Below are 16875 nucleotides of genomic sequence, written 5' to 3' on the forward strand. Positions count from 1 at the left end.
TTAAACAACTACAAAAGGCGGATCAGCATGGCCGGACTGGACAAGCGCGTTGCAACCTATGAACAGGCCCTCGAAGGCCTGACCGACAACATGACGGTACTGGCCGGTGGTTTCGGCCTGTGCGGCATCCCGGAAAACCTTATCAGCGAAATCAAGCGGCGTGGCGTCAAGGGCCTGACCGTGGTTTCCAACAACTGCGGCGTGGACGGTTTTGGTCTGGGCGTGCTCCTGGAAGACCGGCAAATTCGCAAGATGATCGCTTCCTACGTGGGCGAAAACGCCGAGTTCGAACGCCAGTTGCTCAGTGGCGAGCTGGAAGTGGAGCTGACCCCGCAGGGCACCCTCGCCGAAAAAATGCGCGCAGGTGGTGCCGGCATTCCGGCGTTCTACACCGCAACCGGCTATGGCACCCCGGTTGCCGACGGCAAGGAAGTCCGCGAATTCAAGGGCCGCAAGTACATTCTGGAAGAATCCATCACCGGTGACTTCGCTATCGTCAAGGGCTGGAAGGCCGACTACTACGGCAACGTGGTGTACCGCAACACTGCGCAAAACTTCAACCCGCTGGCGGCCACCGCCGGCAAGATCACCGTGGTCGAAGTGGAAGAAATCGTCGAGCCTGGCGTGCTGCTGCCAAGCGAAATCCACACCCCGGGCATCTACGTGGACCGTGTCATCGTCGGCACCTTCGAAAAGCGTATCGAAAAGCGCACCGTCAAGGCCTGAGCGCCATCCACCCGAACAATAAAGAGATCCTGACCATGGCACTGACCCGCGAACAGATGGCGCAACGCGTTGCCCGTGAACTGAAGGACGGTTACTACGTCAATCTGGGCATCGGCATCCCCACCTTGGTGGCCAACTATGTACCCGCCGACATGGATGTGATGCTGCAATCGGAAAACGGCTTGCTCGGCATGGGCGAATTCCCCACTGAAAGTACCCTCGATGCCGACATGATCAACGCCGGCAAGCAAACTGTCACCGCCCGCCGCGGTGCCTCGATTTTCGATTCGGCACAATCGTTCGCCATGATCCGTGGCGGCCACGTCGACCTGACCGTCCTGGGGGCTTTCGAGGTGGACGTGCAGGGCAATATCGCCTCGTGGATGATTCCGGGCAAGCTGGTCAAGGGCATGGGCGGGGCCATGGACCTGGTGGCCGGCGCCGACAACATCATCGTTACCATGACCCACGCCTCCAAGGACGGCGAGTCCAAGTTGCTGCCACAGTGCAGCCTGCCGCTGACCGGTGCGGGCTGCATCCGCAAGGTGCTGACCGACCTGGCCTACCTGGAAATCGAAGACGGCGCCTTCATCCTGCGCGAGACCGCGCCAGGGGTCAGCGTCGAGGAAATCATCGAGAAAACCGCCGGCAAACTGATCGTGCCGGATGATGTGAAGGAAATGACCTTCTAAGGCATGACGTGATCCCACCCTGTTGGAGCGGGTTTACCCGCGAGTGCGTCGGTACATTGACCGCCGCATTCGCGGGTAAACCCGTTCCAACAGGTTTTTTGCGTTGCCTGGCAATACCGCTTCATCCCATAAAACCAATAAAAGGAATTCAACCGTGGCCGCTGAAATTCAAGACAGCCGCTCCGCGCGCTTTGCCTTGCGCTGCTCCAACTGGGCTGAACGCTGGTTCCCCGACTCCTGGGTGTTTGCCGCGCTGGCGGTGCTGCTGGTGTGTATCGGCGCACTGGCCATGGGCGCCAAACCGACCGACACCGCCAAGGCGTTTGGCGACGGCTTCTGGAGCCTGATACCGTTCACCATGCAGATGGCCTTCGTGGTCATCGGCGGTTATGTGGTGGCCAGCTCGCCGCCCGCCGCGAGGCTGATCGATCGCCTGGCGCGCATCCCCGGCAATGGGCGCTCGGCAGTGTGCTGGGTAGCACTGATCTCGATGCTGGCCTCCTTGCTCAACTGGGGGCTGTCGCTGGTGTTTGGAGGTTTGTTGGTGCGCGCCCTGGCAAGGCGCACCGACCTGAAGATGGACTACCGCGCTGCGGGTGCGGCCGCTTACCTGGGGCTGGGTGCGGTGTGGGCGTTGGGCCTGTCATCCTCGGCGGCGCAGCTGCAGGCAAACCCGGCCAGCCTGCCACCTTCAATCCTGTCGATAACCGGGGTGATCCCCTTTACCGAAACCATCTTTCTCTGGCAGTCCGGCGTGATGTTGGCGGCGCTGGTGGTGGTCTCGCTGGTGATCGCCTACGCCACCGCTCCGGGCCCGAACAGCGCACGTAGCGCAGAAGACTGCGGTGTCGACCCCAGCTTCACAGCGCCACCCGCGCCGCAACGCACGCGCCCGGGGGAGTGGCTGGAACACAGCCCGATCCTGGTCCTGCTGTTGGTGGCCTTGGCTGCTGGCTGGCTGTATCAGGAGTTTGCGACAAAACCTGCGATTACCGCCATCTCGGGGCTCAACACCTACAACCTGTTGTTCATCATGCTCGGTGCTTTGCTGCACTGGCGCCCACGCAGCTTCCTTGACGCGGTGGCGCGTGCGGTACCGACCACCACCGGTGTGCTGATCCAGTTCCCGCTGTATGGTTCGATCGCTGCCATCCTCACCCAGGTGAAGGGCGTCGATGAACAGACGCTGGCCCACCATATTTCACTGTTCTTCACCCAGATTGCCACCCATGACACGTATGCCGTGCTGATGGGCGTGTATTCGGCGGTGCTGGGCTTCTTCATCCCTTCAGGCGGCGGCAAGTGGATCATCGAGGCCCCTTACGTGATGCTGGTGGCCAACGACCTGCAGTACCACCTGGGGTGGGCGGTGCAGATCTACAACGCGGCCGAAGCCTTGCCGAACCTGATCAACCCGTTCTACATGCTGCCGCTGCTGGGCGTGCTGGGGCTCAAGGCGCGCGACCTGATCGGTTTCTCGTTCGTGCAATTGCTGGTGCATGTGCCGTTGGTGCTGGTGTTGCTGTGGGCGCTGGGTACAACGCTGCAGTACGTGCCGCCGGTGATGCCTTGATTCAAAGTCCCTGGAGGCTTGGCGTCAGCTTTCAGACGCGTATCATGGCTGCCTCAGCCTGGGAAACCCGCGTCACATGTCTATCCGATTGAAACTGCTGCGTAAGAAACTGGGGATGACCCTGGAAATGCTGGCCGAAAAGACTGGCATGACCAAAAGCTACCTGTCCAAGGTCGAGCGCGGCCTCAACACGCCCTCGATCGCTGCGGCGCTGAAACTGGCGAGGGCACTGAACGTCAATGTCGAAGAGCTGTTCGCCGAAGAACAGGCCGGGCAGAGCCGCTACAGCCTGGTGCGCCGTACCGAGCGCCAGGCCCTGGTTGGCGATGGGCAAGGGCCGGGGTACGCGGCCCTCACCAGTCAGGTTGGCCAGCGCAGCCTGCTGCCGTTTCTGATTCAGCCGCCGTCCGAGTTCAGCGACCCTACGTTCAAGGAACACCAGGGCGAAGAGTTCCTGTTTGTTCACGCAGGCCAGGTGGAAGTGGATTTCATGAGTGAGCGGGTGTTGCTGGAGCAGGGCGACGCCCTGCATTTCAACGCCCAGACGCCGCACCGGCTGCGCTCGGTAGGTGTGACACCGGCGCAGTTACTGGTTGTGGTTCACCACGCAGACGAATGAAAGCGCAGGGGGCAATCATGCCCCCACGTGTTATCAGCTGTGAAACGACATGTTCATCGCATCATCCCTCCCTTGCATAATCTGCATGCCGTTTTTTTGACGAATTCGCCCATCGCCCATTGAATTTTATTATGGTGTCGAATCATTGACGTAGTGTCATTGTGCCCATAAGCTCAAATCAAACATGTAACAACACCCGCAGCACCGCTCTAATAACTCATTGATTTTCCTGTTTTTAGGAGGGGAGTATGCGCACGACTCTGATAATCAAATCGATGTTCTTGCTGGTGATGCTAAGTGGTGCTGCCGGCGCGGCAGATTCGTATATAAATCAGAACAGTATCATTCCTGTTTCAACTGCTGGCTGGTTCTTTGCCTTTGCTGTGGTCGGTTTTGTTGCCGTTGCCAACCGCAGAAAGATCTGAACCGGCTGCCTTGTACCTGAAGTGACTGCTCCTTGCCGCGAAGCCACAGGCATGGCTTGTGAATTCTCCAACCGTTGCTATATTCCCAGTAGCCCGTAGGACCAACATTTACAAGGCGTTGCAGCCACGTCTGCAGCGTCAAGGCAAGGGCCTCCAGGAAGGTCGAGGCCATCGCGGCAGCAGTGCGCCGTGAAGCGGAGCGAGAGTTGGTGTGTTGTTCTCATTCAGTGCTCTTTGTCGGGCCATTTGGCCGGAGGGACCCTCATGGTGCGTTCAATGTTTGCCGCTTTCTGCATGCTGACGGTGTGGTCTGGCGCCGGTAACGCCGACCAGAGCAGTGCTGCCTACCTGCTCAGCCCCGGCGATGTGGTGATGGTATCGGTGTGGCAGGAAGACAGCCTGCGTCAAGAAGCCACCGTACTTCCCGATGGCAGTATCACCTTCCCCCTGGCCGGGCGCATCGATGTCGCCGGGCTGGACGTGACGGCAGTCGAAAAGCAGGTCGCTGCCAAACTCGAAAAATACCTCCCCGACCCTAACGTCAGCGTTGTCGTCAAAAGCATTGCCGGCAACATGGTCTATGTACAGGGTAAAGTGATCAAACCCGGGCCCGTGCAAATGGCAGGCCCTACGGCGGTATTGCAGGCGCTGAGCATGTCGGGTGGCCTGGACAAGTTTGCAGATGAAAGCGAAATCAAGGTGGTCCGCGGCACCGGTGCTTCCCAAAAGATCCTGCCCGTGCGATATAAGGACCTGGTGTCTGGCCGGGACATGTCCACCAACATCCAACTTCAGGCTGGCGATACGCTGGTCGTTCCTTGATCTTGCCTTTAATAAGAACATTTAATGCCTCTTCTTAGAACAACTCGCATTGCAACGGCAATCTTGGTCTTGCCGTTCACGGACGCGGTCCTGGCGGCAAATTGGCAGTCTACGGTGGTGGTACCGACATCCGTCGAATACGACAGCAACCCATTGCTGTTGACCTCGGGGGAAAAGGGCATAACGCGCACGATCATCGCGCCGGATTACACCCTGATTGGTACTTTCGACCGTGACGAATTGAGGTTGGGGCTTGGCATGCATGTGCTGCGCTCGTCCGATACGGATATCGTCGATGACCGTGAAGACCCTGATATCAGCCTGGGTTGGCAGCGCACCACCGAGCGGGGGCGGTTCGGCCTGGTGGGGCGCTACAACGAAAGCTCGACGTTGTCGGGGACAGTACTGGATACCGGGGTGATTACCACCGACGGTACGCAGAAGCTTTACACCTTGACTGGCAACTGGAGCCAGGCGGTGACCGAGCGCAGTACCTTGAGCAACGAAACCACCTACAGCCGTGCCCGTTACGACATCAGCACGCTGACGGGCTACGACGAACTGGCGAACGTCTTTACCTGGACTTACGCCTGGAGTGAGCGGGCTGACCTGTATACCCGTTTCGGTGCCCGGCGCTATGAGCCCGAAGAGGACCTTACCGCGACCGCTTCCAACAGCTACAGCCCGGCAGTCGGCATTAAATACCAGCTTGCCGAAGGCTTGAGCGCCGATGCCCATGTTGGCGTCAACCAAGTGTCAGGTGACGACGGCGGCCGGCGCGGGGAGGGTGGGGTTGCGTTGCTGTATACCGGCCCGCGTGCCGACGCCAGCCTCACCGCCGAGCGCAGCACGGTGGCAAGTGCCGAAGGCGGCTTCGCCGAACTGGACCAGGTGCGTGGTGTGTGGAGCTATGCGCTGACCGAGTTGTCCCGGGTCGGCGCCGACGCCGCGTGGCAAGACAGCAAAGGGCAGTCGCCCAACACGCTGCAGACTTACAGCGTATGGGCCAGCCGCCAGTTTTCGCCTTACTGGGACCTGCGCCTGTCGCTGATGTACAAGGAACGGCAGCAGGACCATGTACCGGATGCGACCGCTACGATCGTTGGTTTGACGTTGACGTACAGGTACCCCGACATCTGAACTGCAGGCAGGTGGCCCTATGAAGTCTGACTACGAGCTCTCCCTCAGAGATTACATCGCCATTATCAAGGACAGGGCCCTGGTGTTAGGGGTGAGTGCCGCAGTCATTCTAGCCGCGACCGTGGCCGTCGCGTTGATGGTGCCGCCGATCTACCAGTCGACCGGCACCATTCTGGTGGAGTCGCAGCAGATTTCGCCTGAGCTGGTGTCGACCAACAACACCAGCTTTGCCGATGAGCGCATCGAGGTGATTCGCCAACGGGTGATGACCCGCGACAACCTGCTGCGCATCATCGGCAAGTACGACCTCTTCGCTGACAAGCGCTTCAGCGAAAGCGACAGGATCGACCAGATGCGCAACGCGATCGTGGTCGAAACCCTTACCACCTTCGTGCGCGGTCGTGGTGAAGCGACCGTGGCGTTCAATGTGTCGTTCGAGCACAAACAGCCACAAGTAGCCAAGGAAGTCGCCGATGAACTGGTGACGCTGTTCCTCAACGAAAACCTCAAGCAGCGCACCGAGCGGGCCAACGAAACCACCGAATTCCTCACGCAGGAAGCCAATAAGCTGGGTGCCGAGCTGGCCAGCCTGGAAAACCAGCTGGCCGATTTCAAGCAGGCCCATGCCAATGCCTTGCCCGAGCACCAGACCCTGCGCATGAACATGCTGTCGCGGGCGGAGCTGGAATTCCGTGAGGTCGACCGTGATTACAAGGCTGCCCAGGAAGAGCTGCGCTACCTGGAACTGGAGCTGTCTGCGGCCAATGCCGGCCTTGCCACCAAGGTTGCCGAAGGCACCCGGCCAACGCGTGCCGACCTGCCCGAAGACCTGCCAAGCCTGAAAGCCGAATACGCGCAGCTGCTGACCCGCTACAAGGACGCCCACCCGGATGTCGTGGCGGTCAAGCGCAAGATCCAGGCGCTCGAAGCCAGTGGTGGTCGCGCTGCGGCAGCGTCCACGGTCAGCCTCGACGCGGCCCGTGTCCGCGCCAAGATGAGTGCCGCGCAGGTGCGTATTGCTTCGCTGGCAGAGCAAAAGCGTGAGCTGACCCGGAAAATGGAAGGCTATGAAGCCGAGATCCTAGAGGCGCCGCAAGTCGAGCGTGGCCTGGTGACCTTGATGCGTGACCACGACAACGCGCGCAAGAAATACGAAGAGATTCGTGCCAAGGAAATGGGCGCAAAGATTACCGAAAGCCTCGAGCAGGAAAACAAGGCTGAACGCTTTGTGCTGCTGGAGCCTCCTCTGTTGCCTGAGAAGCCGATCAAGCCTAACCGCAAGAAAATCGCTGCGCTGGGCCTGGTGCTTGCACCGGCCGGTGGCGGTGCGCTGGTGATGCTGCTGGAAATGCTCAATCAGCGCGTGCGCGGCGTTGGCGCCCTGGAAAACCTGCTGGGCAAACGGGTGCTGGTGGCACTGCCCTATATCGATACCCGGGCCGACGTAGCCCGACGCAAACGCTGGCGCAATCACCTGATCCTGGCGGCACTGGCGCTGGCAGCTATCATGATAGGGCTGGTGCACGTGTTCTACATGCCACTGGATGTGCTGTTGTACAAAGTCATGTCTCGGTTTGTATAGGGAAAGCAGTGATGGACAGGATCAAGCCGGCTGTTGGCAACAATATTCATCAGGTAACCCCGGGTACTCCCCAGGCACTGTCTCCCGCCCCCGGTACGGCGCTGGCCGAAGTGCCGGGTCAGTTCGATTACGTGAACACCAAGGTGGTGCCGCTGCGTGCAGACCACCTGGAGCGTAACCGCATCGTGGCGTACAACAAGAACTCCAACATGAACGGGCCGATCGACCTGTTGCGTACGCAGGTGCTCAGGGCCATGGACGAGAACGGCTGGCGTACCTTGGCCATCACCTCGCCAACGCCAGAAGCGGGCAAGACCATGCTGGCGATCAACCTGGCCATGAGTATTGCCCACCACACCACCAAGACTGCGTTACTGGTGGACTTCGACCTGCGCCGGCCCAAGGTCGGCAGTTACCTGGGCCTGCCCATGGAGCAGGCACTGAACGAGTTTCTGTCGGACAAGGCCGAGTTGCAGGACTGTTTGGTCAACCCCACCTTGCCGCGCTTTGTGGTGCTGCCAACGCGGGTACCCGTGCCCCTGTCGACCGAGATGCTGTCCTCGCCCAAGGTGAACAACCTGATTGGCGATTTGCGCAACCGCTACGAATCGCGCATCTGCATTTTCGATTTGCCACCGCTGCTCAGCTCGGACGATGCGATCACCGTGATGCCCAAGTTCGACTGCGTGTTGCTGGTGGTGGCCAACGGAATGAACAACAAGAAGGAAATCGAGGATTGCCTGCATCACCTGGGCACGGTGAACCTGATCGGGACAGTGTTGAACAAGGCTGACGAACAGCCGCGCACCTATTACTGAGCTTTCTGGCAATACGCTTTTAGGCGCAGCCTTGTGCTGCGCCTGAAGGCTATGAGGCCAACTCAGCGCCTCCAGGGATACTGCAACTCCCACTGCCACGCATGCCGAACAATCTGCTCCAGCGAGGCGAATGCCGGGCGCCAGCCCAGCACCTGCATGGCTTTGCTCGCATCCGCCACCAGCCGTGGCGGGTCGCCGGCGCGACGCGGTGCGTCAAGGGCATTGATCTGTCGCCCGGTCACTGCCCGGGCCGTATCGATCACCTGTTGCACCGAAAAGCCCAGGCCATTGCCCAGGTTGAACGCGGCACGCTCGCCACCGTCCAGTAAATAATCCACTGCCAGTGCATGGGCCGCCGCCAGGTCTGCCACATGCACGTAGTCGCGTATGCAGGTGCCATCCGGTGTGTCGTAGTCGCGACCAAACACTGTCACCGCCTCACGCCGGCCAGATGCAGCCTGCAGGATCAACGGGATCAGATGGGTTTCCGGTTCATGACGCTCGCCTAGCTGGCCTTCCGGGTCAGCGCCCGCTGCATTGAAGTAGCGCAGGCATACCGACTTCAAACCATAGGCCCGGTCGAAGTCCTCAAGAATCTGCTCGACCATCCATTTGCTCAACCCATACGGGTTGATCGGCCCCTTGGTGTGTGCTTCATCTATCGGCACGTACTGCGGGTTGCCGTATACGGCGGCACTCGAAGAAAACACCAGGTGCCTGATGCCGGCATTGACCATGGCCTGCAGCAGGGAAAGGGTGGCTGCGACATTGTTCTGGTAGTACTTGCCGGGGGCACTGACCGACTCGCCCACTTGAATGAACGAGGCGAAGTGGAACACCGCATCGAAGCGGCAAACGCCAAACAGCACGTCCAGTGCGGCTTCGTCGGCGATGTCGAGCTTGGCCCACTGGATACCGGGCCCAGGTGAGACCAGGTCCGCCACCAGCACTTCATGGCCGGCGGCGAGCAGGTGCTTGACCATGTGCGAGCCAATGTAGCCCGCACCACCCACAACCAGATATTTCATCCCCACCTCCTGGAATCTGCTGTTTACAGACGCAGTGAACACTCCCTGACACGTGCAGGTGGGATGATCAGCTACAGGTGACCTGAGCGTAGATGGCCATATGCTCTATTTCAAGAATAGCCAGTTGGACATGTAGGTACCGTCGAAGGTAATGGTGTATTGCCCATCCTTGTAGGCCACCGGCAGCGGCTTCAGCTGTTCCCGTGCATCGCGGGCGAACAGTTTCAGGCCGGCGGGCGCCTTGATGTCCAGGCGGCCTTCAAGGGGCTCGACATTGAACGGCGTCTTGTCATCGGCCTTGGGCATGGCACGGGTGCCCAGTGACAGCAGAAGCTCGCGCGACTGGCCCAGTGGCTTGCCGTCCAGGCTCTGGACCACGACGCTGGCGTAAGGCGTTTTCGTTTGTATCTGAATGGCACCCAGGTTGATCGGGCGGCCGCCCAGCCAGCCGCTGGCGGCTTGGGTCAGTGGCGTGTCGATGGTGTAGATGCCTTGTTGCCAGTTGCGCCTGAGCTCGCCTGTATCGGTCACCGACTCGGTGGCATCGGCGGCCAGCAGCGCTTGCCCCGGGTCGTGCAGCACCTGCGCGTCTGCCGGGATGGGCGCGGGTTTCAGCCAGGGCAATTGCGGCGTGTGTGGCAGGGCGATCTGCAACTGGCCCTTTTCCATGGCCGTGCGCAGCAGCGGTGAGTTACGCGGGGTGATTTCCTGGTTGTAAAGGGTGGCAGGTGTCGGTGCGAACACGTAGCGAGTGGTGGCTGGTCTTACGTCCGCACGGCGATAGAGCAGGGCAGCGGCGGGCAGGGTGGCGATCATCGCTGGGTCGTTGTACGCGTGCCAGTTGTCCGCCGTGCGCCAACCTGGGTTGAATGCTTGTTGGCTGTAGGCGTATTGCAGCATGGCGTCCCAGCCTTGGTGGCTGGCAGTGCCGGCGATGTAAATGGGTAGCGAGTGACGGTCCGGCAGCGGGAAGGGCTCGGCGTTCCACTCGGTAACGGTCAGCGGTTTGCCGACGACCTGGGCGGCAGCAATCCAGTCGATCATGCCGTCGCTGGTCAGCGGGTTCTTCTCCAGTTGGCCTGCGTCGCCGTAGCTGTGGGCGTCGATGACATCACCAACGCTCAGTGCCGGCAGTGCGCTAAGCCCATTGCCGCCCCAGGTGCTGGTGGTAGCAATGGGGACTTTCACGCCCACGCTGCGCAAGTGGGCGATCATGTCGGCATTGAAGCGTTGTTCCAGCTCGTTGAGCAACAGCTTCGACGGCCCATGCTCCCAGGCACGCCAGGTCAGGTCGGCGGGTAGGTCAAACTGTTTGGCAAAGGCCTTGGCCGCCGTCATGTAGCGCGCGCTGTGGCGTGGTACATCCTTGTTCGGCATCAGGGCGTTGCCGTAATGCTGGGTCAGGTCATTCTCGTTGGTGATCAGCACGGCGGCGATGGCGGGGTCGTCCTTGTAGGCCAGGCCCGTGTATTCGTTCACATGGGTCAGGTACTGCTCGGCGAAGCGTTTCATCGCTTGCTGGATACTGTCGTTCACGTAGGCGTAACCCTTCAGGTCGACGCGACCATCCTGCTCGGGCAGCTCCTTGAAGTCTTCGATGTGGTCGTTGGCGGTAAACGCACGCTGCACATGCATGTCCAGCCAGATGTAGATGCCTTCGTCCTTGAGTGACTTGATCCACAGGTCGAGCTTGCGCAGCGATTGGGCGCTGAGCTGCTGGGTATCGCGCACCAAGGTGCCGTCGCCAAAGACGTTGGGGCTGACCCAGGGCGAGTCGTGGTGATGCAGGCGCACCAGGTTGAAACCCAGTGCCGAGAGGCGTTTGGCCTGTTGGCGTATTTCGTCGTCGGGGCTTTTGAACAGCGAGTAGGCCGACAGGTTGGTGCCCCAGAAGCGTATTGGGGTGTTGTCGGCGAACATCAACTGGTCGCCCACCGCCTTGACGAAGCCACGCTTGCCGGCGGGTCTTTCCCCTGCGTTGAGGAACGACAGGTCCACCGGCGAGGTGCGCCAGTCCAGTTGGTCATCAGGCCACTTGGCGGGGTCTGCCAGGCCGAAGCGCTCGGTGGGCGTCGGGCCGAGTTCGATGTCGCCGGTCACGTTGAGCACGGCCTTGAGCTGCTGGCGGCCGGCGCTGATCGGGTCCTTGTAGAGGAATGCGCGCAGCTCGGACGGGTTGCCGCGCTCGAAATAGACCTTGGCCAGTGGCGGGTCGAAGCGCATTTCGATGCGTCGCCCCTGGTCAGCCTTGCCCCACGTCCAGCCGCGATTGTCGGGCAGCAACTGCGGGGCCCCCATGTCGCCGGCGATTTGTGCCGGGTCGAACTGGAACACCATGCCGCCACCCATGACACCGCTCTGGCGGCTGTGGGCGTCGAGGTCGAAGGCCCAGCTCAGGGTTTGCGCCTGTTCCTTGCGGATGTCAGCCTGCAGGTCGAAGTCCAGCTCCTTGTTCTTGCCCCGCAGCGTGTAGTGGTAAGGGCCATTGACCTTGAAGTCGGTATAGAAACCGGTCCAGCTCCAGTTGGCAGCCCAGAAATCGAATTTGGCCTTCATGACCGGGCCACCGCCGTGTGTCACGCTAGGCAAGCCATTTTGCTCATCGACACTGACCTGCCAGTCGGAAGCCCAGCTGGCCAGCGGCAGCAGGGCCAGGCCGGCAATGGCCGAAAGGCGCACGTAATGACGCAGGGACAGCCTATTCATGAACATTACCTGGGTTGTAGGTCGGGTTCTGCCAGTTCCATGACCTGGCTGTTGTGCAGCCGGCGAACCATCTGGATGTAGGCCACGCCCAGGCCTGCGATAGACCAGTACACCACCGGGATGAAGGTGATGCTGCTGACCGTGAAGATGATGACCAGAATGCCGATCAGCGTTGCCAGCAACACCCGGCCGAGCTGCCTTCGCTCGTCGTCCTTGTCGGCAAAGCTGAGCATGGCCCTGCGGATACCCCGCAGCACGACGGCAAAGAACGCCACGAACAGCCCTAGCCCGACCAGGCCGACCCGCAACGCCAAGTTGATGTAGGTGTTGACGATGTCGATGATGCCGTCGCCCTGGATCATCGCCTGCATTTCGGGTGTGTTGCGGAAGTCGAAGGAGCCGAACAACGGGTTGCGCTGGATGACGATCCACGAGTTGTCCATCAGCCGCTCGCGGTAGGTGATGTTCTCTTTCTCGAGGTTACCGATGAACGGCAGCAGGTCCAGCACCTTGTCGCCCCCAGGCACGACGGTCAGCAAGGGCAACGCCAGCATGCCTGCCGCACCTAGCAGCGCCAGGCGCTTGACGGCGCCTTTGCCCAGGGCGATGAACACCACCACGATGACCACCGCGCCGATCCACGGGCCACGCGACAATGGCGCGAACAGCCCGGCGGCCAGCAGCAGGGCGCCCATGGCCCTGTGCAGCGGGCGTTGCACATAGCCCTGCACGAACAGGAACAGGCCGATGGCCACGCTCATCACGTAACCCAGTGCAATCGCCTGGCCGGTGGTGACGCTTGCCCGCAGTGCACCGCCCCGGCTCAGGTAGCCGGACATGCTCCATGGCACGCCCATGGCCTCGACCAGGGCGCTGTATAACAGCCAGTGGCGCACATACTCGGCCACAGCGATCAGCGCCATGACGAAAGAGGCGAGCACGAAGGCCAGCAGGGTGTCCTTGAAGTCGCTGATCTGGCGCAGGCCACGGCTGGCCACGTAATACGGCAGGAGAACGTCGACATACAGGTACAGCGCCTGGCGCAGCGTGTCGGTAAGGGTGGTTTCGCGCAAATAGAGCACGCTCATCAGCAGCAGGCCGGCCGCCAGCAGTTTATCGGCCCAGGTGCGGCCAAAGCGCAAAGTGTCACCTTGGCGGCGCAGGTACAGCGCGGCCGGCAGCAACACGCACAGGGTCAGCAGGCGAATATGGTTAAGGTCGACCAGGTAATTGACCACGCCAAACCCGGGCACCTGCACCGACGCTGGCGGGATCAGGAACAGCAGCATGTAGAACAGCGCCATGGGGTTGTGCTCGCGGCGCCCGGCCAGCAACAGGACGACCGCGCCCACCCCCAGGTACAGCCAGAAGCTGTGGGAGAAAAAAGCCAGCAGGGTCAGCAGGAACCACAGATTGCGCCGGCGCTTGTAGTCGCTGAGCGGAATCAGGTCGGTGGCAGGCCGCCGGGCCATCAGGAAGACCACGCTCGCCAGAAACAGGATGACGATCAACGCACGAAAATGTTCAGGCATCGGCTATGTACACCTTTCCCTCGGTGGGCAACGGCTAGCATCATGGCTAATTGAAACTATAGTGACTTTTAGCCAATCAGTCAGAGATTGAAGTCATGCCGTCGATTGATGTGTCAGCCGCCGCGAGCCTGCGCAAGCGGGCCCTGAGGGCCGGGTCTTGGAACCTGGTCTCGCAGGTGGCTTCACAGGTGATGCGCTTGGGCGGCAATCTGATCATGGCCCGCTTGCTGCTGCCGGAAATGTTCGGGGTGATGGTCATCGCCACCACTGTTTCGATACTGCTGCATTTGCTTTCCGATGTCGGCCTGCGCCAGAACATCATCCAGAGCCACCGCGGAGACGACCCGGACTTTCTCAACACCGCCTGGACCGTGCAGATCATCCGCGGTTTCCTGCTGTTTGCCCTTACCCTGCTGCTGGCCCTGGGAGCTTGGTTGGCCCAACTGGCTGAGCTGTGGCCGGCCGACTCGACCTATGCCGCGCCCGTCCTGCCGATGGTGCTGGCGGTCACCGGCCTGTCGGCGGCCATCTGGGGTTTCCAGTCCACCAAGATAGATGTGGCGGTACGAACTTTCCAACAAAAGCGCGTGGTGCTGGTCGACCTTGCCTCGCAGGTGGCCGGCCTGGTGTTGATGCTGGTGCTGGGCTTGCTGACCCATTCGATCTGGGCGCTGGTGTTATCAGGCCTGGTTTCGGCGGTCGTCTGGACCGTGCTGGGGCATACCGCCCTGGAGGGGCCCAACAACCACCTGCGCTGGGACCGTTCCGCGCTGACCGAGCTGATCGTGTTTGGCCGTTGGATTCTGTTGTCGTCGATGGTCGGCGTGCTGGCGATGTACGGCGACCGCATATGGTTTGGCGCCAGCATGTCGGCGGCGCAACTGGGTGTGTATTCGATCGCCGTGCTGATCCTGGGTGCGGTGCAGACCGCGCTCATGAAAATTGTCGGCGCGGTGGCGCTGCCTGCTTTCAGCGAAGCGGCCCGGGCCGACGACAAGCCGCGCCTCAAAGCGCTGTATTTCCGCTTTCGGCTGCTGGTCGACCTGCTGGTGCTGTTCATTTGTGGCGGTTTCCTGACCGCCAGCCCGCTGCTGATCGGCTGGATGTACGACGATCGCTACCGCGAAGCCGGGCCGATGCTGGCGATTCTCTCGCTATCGTTCATCGTATTGCGCTATACCTTGGCTCATCAGGTGTGGATTGCCTTGGGCCTGACCAAGTACCAGGCCATGGACAACATCATCCGCCTGGTCTCGTTATGGGCGCTATTGCCGCTGTTACTGGCGATTGGTGGGGTGGAGTGGGCTATCTGGGGTGTTGCCCTGCATGCTGTGCCAACGCTGGTGCTGGTTGTGTATGTGAACTGCAAACTGGGTATCTTCAGCCTCAAACGTGAGCTGGTGGTACTGCCGATGTTACTGGTCGGGGCGCTGTGCGGGGCACTGCTGACAGCCTTTTTCAACTGGCTGTAGCGCAGTTTGCCGGGTGTAACTTTCATGGCTACAGGTCACGGGATCATGGGGAAGCTCACTTTTTGTACTGCGCAGTCGGGTCGTAGAGGCTTTCTCCAGAGCTGTGTCTTGCTCGGCGTGGGGGGCGCGGTGTTCGGCACCTCGGCGGCGGTTGCCGGCAAGACGGTCGAAAAGCCCAGGTTCGTGGTGATCAACGGTTGGGTCTTACCGTCCCGTTACTTCCGGAACGCGTCAGCATGATCAAGGACTATCAGCAGCAGAAGGCGCTGCGCGACAACTACGATTTCTGCATCATCGGGGCCGGCCCGGCGGGTATTACCCTGGGCTTGCGCCTGGCCTCCGCTGGCTGGAACGTAATGATCGCCGAAGGCGGGGGGCGCGAATATGCGCCGCACTCGCAAGACTTGTACGCTTGCTCATCCACGGGCCTGGAGTTGTATGCCGAGGAAAGCCGCCTGCGTTACCTGGGGGGCACCTCCAATCACTGGGCTGGCCGTTGCCGGCCATTCACCCCATCGGACTTTGCCATCGCCCCGCCAGGCGAGTTGCCGGGCTGGCCTATTCCCTATTCGGAGATCGAAGGCTTTCTGCCGGCAGCGATGGAAATTGTCGATCTGCCTCCTGGCTCGGATTTTCGCGCGATGAACAACGGCCTCAATGGCAGTGAATTCGAGGCAGACCGCTTTCTGCTCAGCACGCCGACACGCTTTGCGCAAAAGTACGCTACAGCACTGGAGCAGACCAACGGCCTTGACGTGTTCATCAACTGTAATTGCGTTGATCTGAAGTTCGACAAGGCTTCCGGCCACCTGGAGGCGGTGGTTCTGTCCGACTATGAACGCAATCGTCAGCGTCTGGTGGCAAGAAACTTCATTCTCGCCACAGGTGGCATCGAGAATGCCCGGCAGTTGCTGAACAGCGAGACCCTGGTGGCGGCAGGCGTGGTGAGCAAGGACGGGCTGGTCGGCGGGTGTTTCATGGAACACCTGAACATCGACATGGGCACTTTCATCCTCAAGTCAGGACAGGGCCCGGAGCCGCGTCAGTACTACACCACCGATGCCTTTGTCGACGATTACAAGGCCGGTAAAGGCAATGTCACCGCCGTTTTGCTGGACGATGTAAAGACCTATGGCCGCACTGCCGAGGTCAAGTACTTTCTGGAGACCCTGGCCTGCGACATGGGTGTTGCCAGCAAGGTCGCTTTCATCGCCAAGTTCAGCTGCCCCGGCGACGGCGTGATCAGCACCATGATCGAGCAGTTTCCCAACCTGCACAGCCGCATTTCGCTACTGGACGAGAAGGATGCGCTGGGCGTGGCCAAGGTCAATGTCAACTGGGCGCTCAGCGCCGCTGACCGGCACACCATCAAGTGCATTGGCAGCGAACTGGCCAAGCAGTTCGCCGACATGGACCTGGGTTTCGTCAAGCTCAACGATTTTGTTTATGACACCTCGATTCCGCTGAAAATGTCACCCCATGCCCACCACATGGGCACCACGCGTATGGCCGCCTCGCCGCAGTACGGCGTGGTCGATGCCAATTGCAAGGTGTTCGGCACCGAAAACCTGTATGTCGCCGGTAGCAGCATTTTTGCCAAGGGCGGCGCCTCCAACCCGACCATGCCGCTGTTGCAATTTGCCGTGCGGCTGGCCGACCACCTCGATAAAAAGATGAAAGCGGCCAGCGGCGCCGCTGCGTGATACGGGTTGTACACGGGTGAGTGCGCTGCGGTCAGCA

The 16875-nt window shown here is 60.7% G+C and carries 14 protein-coding genes; 11 read left to right on the plus strand and 3 right to left on the minus strand.

Annotation, left to right across the window (positions count from 1 at the left end):
* Positions 1-27 precede the first annotated feature (27 nt).
* From ACF8FG_RS23470 to ACF8FG_RS23510, 9 genes are all read left to right on the plus strand, one after another.
* Positions 28-726 (plus strand): CoA transferase subunit A, encoded by a 699-nt coding sequence (locus tag ACF8FG_RS23470; RefSeq protein ID WP_014591047.1) that lies wholly within the window; start codon positions 28-30, stop codon positions 724-726.
* Positions 727-761: 35 nt separating this feature from the next.
* Positions 762-1418, plus strand: a complete 657-nt coding sequence (locus ACF8FG_RS23475; RefSeq protein WP_004576290.1) for a CoA transferase subunit B — start codon at positions 762-764, stop codon at positions 1416-1418.
* Positions 1419-1572: 154 nt separating this feature from the next.
* A complete protein-coding gene (locus ACF8FG_RS23480; protein ID WP_070383913.1) occupies positions 1573-2991 on the plus strand; it encodes a short-chain fatty acid transporter in 1419 nt (472 codons plus the stop codon).
* Positions 2992-3067: 76 nt separating this feature from the next.
* Positions 3068-3610 (plus strand): helix-turn-helix domain-containing protein, encoded by a 543-nt coding sequence (locus ACF8FG_RS23485; RefSeq protein WP_014591046.1) that lies wholly within the window; start codon positions 3068-3070, stop codon positions 3608-3610.
* 248 nt (positions 3611-3858) lie between these two features.
* Positions 3859-4035 (plus strand): EPS-associated small membrane protein EppA, encoded by a 177-nt coding sequence (eppA, locus tag ACF8FG_RS23490; protein WP_014591045.1) that lies wholly within the window; start codon positions 3859-3861, stop codon positions 4033-4035.
* Positions 4036-4299: 264 nt separating this feature from the next.
* The gene (locus ACF8FG_RS23495; protein WP_014591044.1) at positions 4300-4857 is read left to right on the plus strand and encodes a polysaccharide biosynthesis/export family protein; all 558 of its coding nucleotides are present in this window, start codon (positions 4300-4302) and stop codon (positions 4855-4857) included.
* 24 nt (positions 4858-4881) lie between these two features.
* Entirely contained in the window at positions 4882-5997 is a 1116-nt protein-coding gene (locus ACF8FG_RS23500; protein WP_019438668.1) for a hypothetical protein, read from the plus strand.
* A 19-nt stretch (positions 5998-6016) separates the two neighbouring features.
* A complete protein-coding gene (locus ACF8FG_RS23505; protein ID WP_014591042.1) occupies positions 6017-7579 on the plus strand; it encodes a Wzz/FepE/Etk N-terminal domain-containing protein in 1563 nt (520 codons plus the stop codon).
* 11 nt (positions 7580-7590) lie between these two features.
* Positions 7591-8397: a CpsD/CapB family tyrosine-protein kinase gene (locus ACF8FG_RS23510; RefSeq protein WP_014591041.1), complete on the plus strand. Its 807-nt coding sequence runs from the start codon at positions 7591-7593 to the stop codon at positions 8395-8397.
* 62 nt (positions 8398-8459) lie between these two features.
* Here the strand turns inward: ACF8FG_RS23510 and galE are convergent, their stop codons facing one another.
* The 3 genes from galE to ACF8FG_RS23525 all read right to left on the minus strand — a co-directional run bounded on the left by galE (position 8460) and on the right by ACF8FG_RS23525 (position 13663).
* On the minus strand, positions 8460-9425 hold the full coding sequence (galE, locus tag ACF8FG_RS23515) for a UDP-glucose 4-epimerase GalE (RefSeq protein ID WP_014591040.1): 966 nt from the start codon (positions 9423-9425) through the stop codon (positions 8460-8462).
* A gap of 105 nt (positions 9426-9530) precedes the next feature.
* Positions 9531-12131 carry a cellulase family glycosylhydrolase gene (locus ACF8FG_RS23520; protein ID WP_119714278.1) on the minus strand — a complete coding sequence of 867 codons (2601 nt, stop codon included), beginning with the start codon at positions 12129-12131 and terminating at the stop codon, positions 9531-9533.
* 5 nt (positions 12132-12136) lie between these two features.
* On the minus strand, positions 12137-13663 hold the full coding sequence (locus ACF8FG_RS23525; RefSeq protein WP_019438666.1) for an O-antigen ligase: 1527 nt from the start codon (positions 13661-13663) through the stop codon (positions 12137-12139).
* A 95-nt stretch (positions 13664-13758) separates the two neighbouring features.
* On the opposite strand from ACF8FG_RS23525, the gene ACF8FG_RS23530 reads away from it, so the two are divergent.
* Positions 13759-15135 carry an oligosaccharide flippase family protein gene (locus ACF8FG_RS23530; RefSeq protein WP_392519255.1) on the plus strand — a complete coding sequence of 459 codons (1377 nt, stop codon included), beginning with the start codon at positions 13759-13761 and terminating at the stop codon, positions 15133-15135.
* A gap of 236 nt (positions 15136-15371) precedes the next feature.
* The gene (locus ACF8FG_RS23535) at positions 15372-16838 is read left to right on the plus strand and encodes a GMC oxidoreductase (protein ID WP_019438663.1); all 1467 of its coding nucleotides are present in this window, start codon (positions 15372-15374) and stop codon (positions 16836-16838) included.
* Positions 16839-16875: the final 37 nt, after the last annotated feature.

It is taken from the genome of Pseudomonas sp. YQ_6, assembly GCF_043103245.1.
Lineage (GTDB): Bacteria > Pseudomonadota > Gammaproteobacteria > Pseudomonadales > Pseudomonadaceae > Aquipseudomonas > Aquipseudomonas alloputida.